Source organism: Enterococcus sp. 2201sp1_2201st1_C11_2201SCRN_220225, from assembly GCF_040925905.1.
Lineage (GTDB): Bacteria > Bacillota > Bacilli > Lactobacillales > Enterococcaceae > Enterococcus_C > Enterococcus_C asini_A.
This window is the reverse complement of the sequence record NZ_JBCOJC010000060.1, coordinates 1-10,733: the sequence shown is the minus strand read 5'-3', so window position 1 is coordinate 10,733 and position 10,733 is coordinate 1. Positions and strand designations below refer to the sequence as shown.

At 40.9% G+C, this 10,733-nt stretch carries 16 protein-coding genes; all 16 read right to left on the bottom strand.

Annotation, left to right across the window (positions count from 1 at the left end; genetic code table 11):
- Positions 1–95: 95 nt before the first annotated feature.
- Positions 96–1,301 (bottom strand): acetate kinase, encoded by a 1,206-nt coding sequence (locus AB5754_RS12175; protein ID WP_311833897.1) that lies wholly within the window; start codon positions 1,299–1,301, stop codon positions 96–98.
- Between the two features lie 34 nt (positions 1,302–1,335).
- Entirely contained in the window at positions 1,336–2,343 is a 1,008-nt protein-coding gene (locus tag AB5754_RS12170; protein WP_368250604.1) for a class I SAM-dependent methyltransferase, read from the bottom strand.
- A gap of 207 nt (positions 2,344–2,550) precedes the next feature.
- Positions 2,551–2,910: a competence type IV pilus minor pilin ComGG gene (comGG, locus tag AB5754_RS12165; RefSeq protein ID WP_311833895.1), complete on the bottom strand. Its 360-nt coding sequence runs from the start codon at positions 2,908–2,910 to the stop codon at positions 2,551–2,553.
- Entirely contained in the window at positions 2,882–3,277 is a 396-nt protein-coding gene (locus tag AB5754_RS12160) for a competence type IV pilus minor pilin ComGF (RefSeq protein ID WP_368250602.1), read from the bottom strand. The genes comGG and AB5754_RS12160 overlap by 29 nt, the downstream gene beginning before the upstream one ends.
- Positions 3,270–3,599: a hypothetical protein gene (locus AB5754_RS12155; RefSeq protein WP_368250601.1), complete on the bottom strand. Its 330-nt coding sequence runs from the start codon at positions 3,597–3,599 to the stop codon at positions 3,270–3,272. Before AB5754_RS12155 ends, AB5754_RS12160 begins: the two co-directional genes overlap by 8 nt.
- Positions 3,580–4,071 (bottom strand): competence type IV pilus minor pilin ComGD, encoded by a 492-nt coding sequence (comGD, locus tag AB5754_RS12150; protein ID WP_368250600.1) that lies wholly within the window; start codon positions 4,069–4,071, stop codon positions 3,580–3,582. Before comGD ends, AB5754_RS12155 begins: the two co-directional genes overlap by 20 nt.
- On the bottom strand, positions 4,049–4,345 hold the full coding sequence (comGC, locus tag AB5754_RS12145; RefSeq protein WP_311833891.1) for a competence type IV pilus major pilin ComGC: 297 nt from the start codon (positions 4,343–4,345) through the stop codon (positions 4,049–4,051). Before comGC ends, comGD begins: the two co-directional genes overlap by 23 nt.
- Positions 4,346–4,358: 13 nt before the next feature.
- A complete protein-coding gene (gene comGB / locus AB5754_RS12140) occupies positions 4,359–5,429 on the bottom strand; it encodes a competence type IV pilus assembly protein ComGB (RefSeq protein WP_368250599.1) in 1,071 nt (356 codons plus the stop codon).
- On the bottom strand, positions 5,350–6,291 hold the full coding sequence (gene comGA, locus AB5754_RS12135) for a competence type IV pilus ATPase ComGA (RefSeq protein WP_368250598.1): 942 nt from the start codon (positions 6,289–6,291) through the stop codon (positions 5,350–5,352). The genes comGB and comGA overlap by 80 nt, the downstream gene beginning before the upstream one ends.
- A 185-nt stretch (positions 6,292–6,476) precedes the next feature.
- Entirely contained in the window at positions 6,477–6,860 is a 384-nt protein-coding gene (locus AB5754_RS12130) for a hypothetical protein (protein ID WP_311833888.1), read from the bottom strand.
- A gap of 99 nt (positions 6,861–6,959) precedes the next feature.
- Positions 6,960–7,415, bottom strand: coding sequence for a low molecular weight protein-tyrosine-phosphatase (locus tag AB5754_RS12125; RefSeq protein WP_368250597.1), 456 nt, complete (start codon positions 7,413–7,415; stop codon positions 6,960–6,962).
- 1 nt (position 7,416) lies between these two features.
- Complete coding sequence (locus tag AB5754_RS12120; protein ID WP_368250596.1) at positions 7,417–7,989, bottom strand: TetR/AcrR family transcriptional regulator C-terminal domain-containing protein; 573 nt, start codon at positions 7,987–7,989, stop codon at positions 7,417–7,419.
- Positions 7,990–8,009: 20 nt separating this feature from the next.
- Positions 8,010–9,014, bottom strand: a complete 1,005-nt coding sequence (gene ruvB / locus AB5754_RS12115; RefSeq protein ID WP_311833885.1) for a Holliday junction branch migration DNA helicase RuvB — start codon at positions 9,012–9,014, stop codon at positions 8,010–8,012.
- Between the two features lie 33 nt (positions 9,015–9,047).
- A complete protein-coding gene (gene ruvA, locus AB5754_RS12110; RefSeq protein WP_368250594.1) occupies positions 9,048–9,644 on the bottom strand; it encodes a Holliday junction branch migration protein RuvA in 597 nt (198 codons plus the stop codon).
- 154 nt (positions 9,645–9,798) lie between these two features.
- Complete coding sequence (gene msrB, locus AB5754_RS12105) at positions 9,799–10,230, bottom strand: peptide-methionine (R)-S-oxide reductase MsrB (RefSeq protein WP_368250592.1); 432 nt, start codon at positions 10,228–10,230, stop codon at positions 9,799–9,801.
- 78 nt (positions 10,231–10,308) lie between these two features.
- The coding region (locus tag AB5754_RS12100; protein WP_368259621.1) for a nucleoside triphosphate pyrophosphatase at positions 10,309–10,733 on the bottom strand (425 nt) is incomplete at its 5' end.

Sequence of the window (10,733 nt, the reverse complement as noted above, 5' to 3'; positions counted from 1 at the left end):
TGGCGCACAAAACGCGCCACATCTTCGACTAATTTTTATTAGATTTGTCTCCACCAACACGATTTGACGAAGAGCCGCATTTTTGTGATTACAAGTTAGTTCAATTTTGCTCCTAGACGTTCTACGTCCCGAGCAATTACTAATTCTTCATCAGTTGGGATTACAAAAACTTTCACCTTGGAATCAGGAGCAGTAATTTCTGCTTCTTCACCATGGATCAAATTGTTCACTGTTTTATTTAATTTAATGCCAAACCAAGACATTGGTTCCAAGACAGCTTCGCGAATGTAAGCCGCATTTTCCCCTACACCGGCAGTAAAGACGATGGCATCTACCCCGTTCATCACTGAGATGTATTGGGCAATGTATTTACGGATGCGATCTGCATAGATTTCCAAAGTCAATTCAGCATCATTATTATGACTCGCCGCAGCTTTTTGGATATCCCGCATATCACTAGAAATACCAGTCAAACCAAGAATCCCGGATTTTTTGTTCAAAATATCGATGAATTCATTCACATCTTCAATGCCTTCTTTACGCATTAAATAAGGAATTAAAGAAGCATCAATATCACCAGAACGAGTCCCCATCGTCACCCCAGCAAGTGGTGTGAAGCCCATGGAGGTATCTACTGATTTCCCACCTTTAACCGCAGTGATGGAAGCCCCATTGCCGATATGGCAAGTGATAATTTTAGTTTCTTCAGCAGGTTTATTTAAGAATTCAATCGCCCGTTCTGAAACAAAGCGATGGCTTGTTCCGTGAGCACCGTATTTCCGTGCAGCGTATTTTTGGTAGTATTCCATTGGGATGCTGTACATGTAGTTCACAGCTGGCATCGTTGCGTGGAATGACGTATCAAAAACGGCCACTGAAATAATATTTGGTAAAATATGTTTAAAGGCTTTGATTCCCATGGCATTTGCTGGATTGTGTAATGGCGCTAGTTCAGCTAATTCTTCAATTTTTGCCAAAACATCGTCGGTGATGATCGTAGAGTCTTTGAAGTATTCCCCACCGGCTACTACTCGGTGGCCCACACCGGTAATTTCATCGTAGCTTTGAATGATTTGCAATTCAATCAAATCATCCAATAACATTTGTACTGCCACTTCATGGTCTGGGATATCTTGGATTTTTTCTTCTTTTTGATCTACGCCATATTTAATAGTGAAAATGGAATTTGGCAAACCGATGCGTTCCACAATTCCTTTAGCGATCACCGTTTCAGCGGGCATTTCATACAGTTGCCATTTCAAGCTAGAACTTCCGGCATTGATTGCGATTGTCTTACTCATGTTCAGTCTCCTTCAACGATATATTTATTAAGTTTTATACTAAGTTCGAGGCTTTCCAGTCTTCGAATTGGGTAAAGAATTCAGTGATTTTCACTGGGTCTTTTAAAGTAGCGAGTTTAGCTACAAGCACTTCAGGCACTTGCTTGCTATGTTCACCATGGTTTTGTAAGAGAATGATACTTTTCCGGGAAGCTTTGTTTAAGAAAAGTTCATCTGGTAATTGGATAATTCCTTGTAAATAAACCTTTTCGGTAAAGAGTTGTTTCAACTGCGGCCCTTGCTCACTCTCTAGGAAATTACTTGGTACTAGAAACAGCCCATAGCCATTTTCTTTCGTATAATTCATCCCTTGTTCAATCAAGAGATGATGAGCATAACTGTGCCCTTCACTAACACCCGTCAAAAAGCTCTGTGCCTGCTCATCGTTGGGATAATAGCCCACAGGTAAATCACTTAAGACCACATCTACGGGATCAACTAATAAATCCTGTAAAGCATCTTGGTGATAAAGGGTCAAATCACTTTGGGTCCACTGAGCATCTGCAGCAGCTACTGCCAAAAGGGTTTCATCAATGTCCACACCAAAACCTTTTACAACTCGTTTGGCCAAAGTCAAATTGGTCAAAGAGGTTAAAATAAGATTTCCCATTCCCACCGCTGGATCAAACAAACTTAACGTTTCTTCTTTAGCAAAGAGTTGCTCGATTAGATAGACAAATAAAAAACCAATGCCATCTGGTGTCAATTGGTGGTTCGGTTGTAATTGTTCCGTCTTACTACCTTTTAGCAATAAAAGTTGGGACAATTTACGAATTTCTTCTGGTTCTAACGCTTGCTCTTGCAAGGCTTCATATAAGCCCTCAATTCGCTTCGTGGTAACCTCATCTGGTTGATCATTTTGTACTCGCACTTGGTATTCATCTAAAACGTTTTCCACATTTTCGATATAGGCTTCGATAAATGAGGTACTCAAGGCATTTTGTAGCAACTGGATGGCTTCCAGATGCAATCCAAAAGCTTTTTCGATCTTTTCTGGGAACACACTGCCACCTCGATTTCTATAATTGTAACAACTTACATACCTGTCTTATTCTAGCGGATTATCCTTGATTTATCAACGGATAATCCGCTTTTTCTTTGTGAAGTAGTAAACAGTCTTTACTATTATTACGCCACACAAAAAGAGCAGCGGACTGTGATTTCTCCCGTTGCTCTCTGTGCTAGTGTTCTTCACTTGGTGTTTCTTTTCTCACAAGTTTTCTTCTTCCTGTTTCTTTAAAAAATCAGGATAAGAGTACCGATAGCTTCGTTCATTGGACCAAATACGTAGATTGAAGACCTCTTCTTCCACAAAAAATTCCACTCGTCCCTGATTAAAGAGTACCTCTCCAGAAGTTGGCCGCTGTTCTAGGGGAAGTTGCAGATAATTGTACCAAAACATTTCACGCATCAATTTCACTTCGTAAGCACGCTGGGTTCGCGCCGCTAAATTTGCCGTCATTTGGCGGTTTTCCAAGGCTTGATAAAAAACCATCCCTACAATTAACAACAAACCTAAGGCCGATAGCAATACGCCAGCTTTAGGAGGCGCCAATGAGAACTTTGCCATACCCCACTCTCCCATCTAAAAAAGTAAACGTCACCAATAAACTAGGGCCAACTTTTTCTACTGCGACTTCTTTGACCCCCGTCAACAAAGGATGATAACCGCCCTTTAAGCGTTTAATAAAGGTTTTATTGACCAGCTTAAATTCTGCTTGATTGCCCTCTTGATCACAAAAAGTAAAACTGTCTGGAGCAAAACGGCTAAAGGTCATTTCTTCTGTTTCATACTCCAATTGAATCAACGCCACTTCTAACTCTTGTTCTCCATACCGCTCTAACTTACTGCTTATTTTTTGACTAGTGGTCATAATGGGGGTCATCATCAAAACAGCTAATGCCAATACCCCTAGCGCTACTAAACATTCAATCAATGTGAAAGCTTTGAGAGAGCCAGTGGATGACCACTTCATCTTGGGAATTGGTAACTTTTGCTTGGCGCAGATTTTTTGTAAATTCCACATGATACACCTCGTTTCCATAGTCCAGCTTTCGACTCAGTTTGCCACCGTGAATTCGATACTCTCGGACTTCTTCATATAAAGCACGAGTCCCCCTTAACTTTTCGTATTGTCGCTGTTCTTGTTTTAACAAATTGAGAGTGGCTCCTTGATAAAACAAAACACACAACGTCAACATACTTAAAGCGATTAAGCTTTCCAAAAGCATCGAGGCTTTATTCCAAGGATTTTTCAAAACGGCCACCTCCCAACTGAAATTGATAACGATAGGTAATATTGCGCTTTTCCCAAATGAATTTAACTTTTACCAATTCACTGGGGTGTCCTTTTCTAGCTAAAAATTTAATTTCTGAAATCGAATTTCCACCCTTTAAAGCCTCTGGAATAAACAATGTTTCAAAAACATCTTCTTCAAACGGTCGGGGACGCTCGGCTGAAGTACTCCCCGTATAAAAAATAAAGACTCGTTCCGGAATCCGGACATTCTTAATCGACGTAACTTGTTCTTCAACAATGGCAATCTGTTGACAAACTAAAACCATCTTTTCAAAGCGATTCAAAAAACGTTTGACTTCAATCTCTTCTTGCCAACTCTTAACTTTTAAAATCGGTAAGAGGCAAAATGCGGCAATTACCAAAAAGACTGCTAAACTCTCCGGCAAAGTAAAAGCTCTGACATAACATTTAGGGCTTTTGATAACTTTCATAACGTTTCCTCTGATCGTTTGTGATATAACCCGCGCTTTCCATTTTCTCTAGTTTAATCGTCAGACTCGTCTCTTTTTCTTCAGGAAATTCCATCTCATAAATTTCAATTTGATTTTCTACTAAAGCGACCACCGCTTCATTACTCTTTCTGTCCGCCAACTCCTTTTGCTTGCCCACATTGGGCACAAATAAAACCACCAACACACAAATAATTAGCAAAACTACCAATACTTCTACTAAAGTAAAGGCCTTAAACCCTTTACGCTTTTTCATTTCCCTTCTCCTTTCACATTAATTCACCCATACTGTCATATAAAGGTAAAAACATGGCCGCATAGAGACTAACGATCAAAAATGCCACTAACAAAAAGACAACAGGTTGAATCAAATGCACCAGCTTTTCCACTCGAATAAAGAAACGCTCTCGGCTCAACTGGCTATATAGGACTAATTCCGCGCCTAAACGACCTTTGCTTTCTCCTTGAAAGACGATTTGGGCAAACTCTGGGGTTAAAAATGGATAATAACTCAGTTGTTCAGACAGTGGTTTTCCTTCACTCAATCCTTGGTGTAACTCCACAGACATAGCAAACATTAAAGAACGGCTGTCGGTAGTTTGCATAGAAGTGATTATTTGCTGGAGTTCCAAACCTTCTTTAAATAATTTGCCCCACTCTAAAGAAAAATAACTGGTAATAAACAAGCGATAAAGTCCCCCGATTACAGGTAGACGACTCCAAAAGCAACTACGAGACAATGAATCTTGACCTTGTAATTTCAGCAAACAAAGACCTATCAAAGACAATAAAAACAAGACTGCACTTCCGAGAATCACCGGACTTTGCTGCAAAAAAATCACTCCCCAATGTCCTGTAGGCATCATGCCAGAAGCCAATAATTGCGGTAATAAAAATTGCCGTAAGCCAAATAACAAGGACAAGACAAATAAAATCAATAAGAATGGATAGGCTAGTGTTTTCATTAGCTCTTGTTTTTGTTTATTTACTAATTTGATTTGTTCGGCAATATTTCCTAAAGTTCCAGACAAATCTCCGTGATGCTGAGCTAGTTGAATGGCAGAAATCTCTTGGGGACTTAATTCCAAATAGGTAAAGCAAGTGACTAAAGTTTCCCCTCGACTTAAAGCCTCTCGAAAAGCGAGAAGACTTTCATTAGCAAAATGACCTGAACGTATCATCACCTCCAGTGCTTCACTTAGGCGAAAGCCATTTGCTAGTAGACTAGCTAAAGTTTCCAAATGCAGTTGTTTTTTCCCACTAGCTTTCCCGAAGAAAGCATTCTTCGCTGATTTCTCCTTGCTGAAGTAATGACTCCAAGTTTGTTTGCCAATTCCCATTGACGGCCTCCTTGTCCGGGAATTCATAGGCCAAAAGCGCCCCTAAGCCCCATGTCTTGGTCAATAACAACCGTTGATAGATAACACCAGCTAAACAATCTGTCAGCTCACTGTCGTTACCTACTAAATCCCGCAACCTGCTTTTAGTTGCGGCGACACTACTGGCATGAACGGTAGCAAAAACTTTACAACCGGTTAAAGCTGCCCGAATTGCGGCTTGGGCAGTCTCTTGATCTCGAATTTCACCGATAATCAAAACATCTGGTCGGTGCCGCAGCGCCAGTTGAATCAATAAATCATAACTTTGCCCAATAGCAGGATTTACCTGAAGTTGCGTAAAACTCATTTCTTCAATTTCTACAGGATCTTCAATGGTCAACACTCGACCGCCAAATCTTGCTAATCGATACATCAATGTGGTTTTCCCTGACCCAGTAGCCCCAGAAAATAAATACAAGCCCCTTCTTCTCGTATAATCTTTTATCAGCTCGTATTGAGAAGGGACTAAAAAACACTGTTCCGTCTTTGAAAGAGGATATAAAAACCGAATTACCATGCTTTCTTGTAAGCGATAATCCCCCACTAAAGACAACCGCAAACGGCGAAATTCTCCCGGTAAACGATACGAAATAGCTCCTAGCTGAACTTTACGCATCTCCCCCACATCCATATCTCCAAGGTATTTAAAACGAGTGATTAACTGTTTGGCTTGTTCTTCCGTTAGTGTGCGCTTGCCCAAAAAAGCCTCCCCTTTTCGAAAAAGGACTCGCCAATTGTCCCCGAGACATTCGATGTACATATCCTGCATCCGTTGCTGACTTCCCCATGCAATTAGCTCATCAGAGAGTTCCTTGATATCCATCCCCATCCCTCCACAGAAGTAATTACGTAGTTTAATCAACGAAATATTTGAGATAAGAAAACTTTCATTAATTGAATGGCCCTTTTTCATAACGAACCATGGTAATAAGTTTTCTTTCTTATCCAAATCATTGAACGCTTCTCTCGTTTCTTTTCAAGACATGAAAAAAGACCTTGAGTCGTAACTCAAGGTCTGGTAATACTCTTTTTTGTGCCATCTTTGGCCAATACACTAATTTTTTTCACTCGCTCTAAAGGCACCATTTGAACAGGTAATAAATCATTGGGAAGCTTTATGGGGACTACTGGGCCAAACTCTTTTGCCACTATCCAGCCAGTGATGGTTTCATAATAATTGTGGTTGTACTGTTTTTCCACTAATAAAACCACAATGCTTTTATCTAGCGCCGCTTTTTGCAATGCTTCCGTCATTTCTTCCAAAGCTTGATGCTGCAAGGTGGACTTGTCCGGTTCATTTAGCAGCCCTTCCCACAAAGCGGTGGATGTATTTAGCAGAAATTCCCCAAAAGGACCGAACTTATTCTTTTTTTCTTTTTCTGACTCACTCATCCTGCCACCACCTTTTTTTGCAAAAACCTTGTATTCTTTTTTGTATTTTAGCTAACTTATGCCAAAAAAACAATCGAGGCTTGCATTTTCTTGATAACCCTATTCTTCGCTAAACTTTGCTAGCCAAAAAGGGAGTCCTGCTTGTAGCAATTCCAATGTTTCTTGAAAATCACCAGTATACCAAGGATCAGGAACTGCCATTTCGCTTTTTCCTGGAACAACACTTAAATAAGAATATAGTTTTTCCTGTTGTTTTTTCGGGGCAATTTGGCGAAGATCTGACAAGTTGGCTTGATCCATAGCAATGATAAAATCAAATTTATCAAAATCAGCTTTTGTCACTTGCCGGGCTCGCATTCCTTTTGTCGAAATTCCCAGCGAATTTAAAATTTTCTGGGTTCCCGCATGGGGTGGATTCCCAACTTCCCAAGAGCCAGTTCCCGCTGAATCCACTACTAAGGGAACCTGATTTTTTTCGCTGTAGGCTTTCATTAATCCTTCAGCCATAGGGGAACGACAAATATTGCCCAAACAGACAAATAAAACTTTTTTCATTTTATCCCTCCTGCTCTGCTTGATACAATCGCGAACTGAAAAATTCCACATCTTTGGCTAAGCGAAAGAGCTGGGCGGAAATCGCCAATGGAGTCTCTTGATAGCCTCCTTTGATCCAATCCAGCAACACACCGCTGCAACCATAACTGAAGAAACGTCCATAAAAAACTTTGTCTGCTTCAGAAAGTAAGCCTTCTTGATCCACCGTTTCAAATAGTTTTTGAAACAAACGATGGACAATTTCTGCAAACTCCTGTACTAAAATATCTTGTTGTGCCGCTACCGTTTCTTGATAGAAAACAGCATTTGCTTTCATAGCGACTAACATTTTCCGGGCTTGTTCCTCCCAGTTTTCCAAGCTTAATTCCGAACTAGTTAAATAACATAAAGAATCCTGACGATAAACCCACTGCAGGAGTTCTCGTTTATCAGCAAAATGATAGTAAAAAGTTTGGCGATTAATTCCCGCTGCTTGAGCAATATCTTGCACGGTAATTTTGCTAAAGGGCTTTTTTTCAACTAGTTGAACTAGCACTTGGGCAATCATTTTTTTCGTACGATTTCCTTCTGCCACAGGGGAACCTCCTTTTAAATTTACGATTGATAAGGGTAACCGAAATGCTCATAAGCTAAACTCGTAGCAATTCGCCCCCGAGGAGTCCGTTTCAAAAAGCCTTTTTGAATCAAATAAGGCTCATACATATCTTCCACGGTTTCCGTTTCTTCACTGATATTGGCTGATAATGTACTCAAGCCTACAGGACCGCCCCCGTAAAGCTCAATCATCGTCTTAATCATCTTTTGATCCACATAATCCAAACCTGCTTGATCCACTTGTAACAATGCTAAAGCTCGATCAGCAATTTGGCGATCAATCACACCATCAGCTTGCACTTGAGCAAAATCCCGTACTCGTTTTAACAAACGGTTGGCAATACGGGGAGTCCCTCGTGAGCGCCGAGCAATTTCCAACGCCCCTTCTGTCACGATATCGGTCTGAAAAATATCCGCCGAGCGCAGGACAATTTCCTGTAAGTCAGCTTCTTCATAGTATTCCATATGACTAATAATCCCAAAACGATCCCGCAGCGGTGCCGACAACATCCCTGCTCTGGTAGTAGCACCCACCAAAGTAAATGGTGGCAGCGGAAAATGCACTGGATGAGCAGTAGGCCCTTGTCCAATGATAATATCCACAAAAAAGTCTTCCATTGCTGAATACAACATTTCTTCGGCTACTCGTGGCAAACGATGGATTTCATCAATAAATAACACAGAACCTGGTTGTAATTCATTCAAAATTGCTACTAAGTCCCCAGGTTTTTCAATGGCGGGCCCACTAGTCGTGCGAATCTCCACGTCCATTTCATTGGCAATCACCATGGCCATGGTGGTCTTCCCTAAGCCAGGCGGGCCGTATAACAATACGTGATCCAAGGCTTCTTCTCGCTTTTTCGCTGCTTGTATGTAAATGGAAAGTTCCTCTTTTACTTTATCTTGACCAATATACTGTTTCAAAGTTTGAGGACGTAATGATTTTTCTAAGGCTGCTTCCCGATTATCGCTTCTATCTGGAGAAACAATCCGTTCTTCTGTCATGGCAATTCCTTTCTCGGCTAAAATCAGCCAAAACTACTTCATCAATAACTTCAGACCAGCGCGTAAATACTCATCAGTGGACTGTTCTTCCAAGGCCTTCAACGCTTTTTCCACTCGCTTAATCTCTTTGGCACTGTAACCTAGAGCTTCTAAGGCAGCCAACGCTTCCGTTAAAGCTGTAGCATCTCCTGAAGGCACTTCCTCTTCTGGCGCAAAGAGATCCCCTTCCACAAAGGCACCAAGCTTTCCTTGGAGATCCAAAACCATTTGTTGGGCAGTTTTCTTCCCAACGCCTGGAAATTTAACTAAATAATTAATATTTCCTGCTTCAATAGCCGCCACCATGCCACTGTGGTCTTCATTGGCCATAATTGCCAGGCCACTTTTTGGTCCAATACCAGAAACACTGATTAATTTTAAAAAGAGTTCTTTGTCTTGGCGTTTTTCAAAGCCATACAACAAGTGGGCATCTTCTCTAATCACTTGATGGACATAAACTTTAACTTTTTCTTTTTTGCCACTGTAACGATAAGGGTTCCCCATGGCGATTAAATAGCCAATCCCTTGATTTTCTAAAACGATATAAGCTGGGGTAATGTCAGTTACCACACCATAAATATATTCAAACATCTGCGCTTCCCTTTCTGGACATACGTTCCCCTTATTGTACCACAAAGGGAAGCTGACAGCTAGGTTGGGAGAATGATTCAAAATAAACAGGGAGTAAAAATAAAAATTCGGAACAGTGATTTATCCCGAATTTTCCCTTGAAATTATTACAATGCTATTCCACCAACTCTACATACTCGCCATATCCCATGGCTTCCATATCTTCCACAGGGATAAACCGCAATGCTGCAGAGTTAATACAATAACGCAAGCCACCCGCTGCTATAGGTCCATCAGAAAAGACGTGACCTAAATGAGAATCCGCTTCTTTACTACGGACTTCCACTCGATGCATCCCATGGGAAAAATCGGCTTTTTCCTGAATGTTTTGCCGTTGAATCGGTTTGGTAAAAGAAGGCCAGCCACACCCCGCATCATATTTATCAGTCGAAGAAAACAATGGCTCGCCGCTGACGATATCCACATAAATCCCTTTTTGATAGAAATCATCGTATTCGCCGGAAAATGGTGCTTCCGTTCCTTGCTCTTGGGTGACTTGATAAGCTAGCGGAGATAATTTTTGCTTCAATTGTTCTTGATCTTTCATAGTGATCTGCTCCTTTTTCTTTTCATTATACAAAAAAGCTTTCCAGATTAGCTTTTTGCTGTCTGGAAAGCTTTGATTTTAAAATTCTTTTAGCATCTGATTCACTGCCCCTACTGGAAAGCCTACAATACTATAATAATCTCCTTGAATCTCTTTTACAAAGACTCCGGCCTGACCTTGAATTCCGTAAGCTCCGGCTTTATCGGCATATTCGCCACTATCTAGATAGCGATTGATTTCGGCATCTGTTAAATCATAAAAACTGACTTCTGCCTGAGTTAAAGCTTGACTATGCTTGGCTCCTTTTTGTAAGACTACCCCAGTATAAACCAGATGAGTAGCACCACTTAATTGGCGCAACATCTCAAAAGCTTCTTTACGATCATGGGGTTTACCCAGAATCTGCTTGTCCCAAACTACAATGGTATCACTGGAAATTACTAAATCATCAGGATGACTCTTGGCAACTTTGTCTCCTTTCGTATTGGCCATACGCATTACAT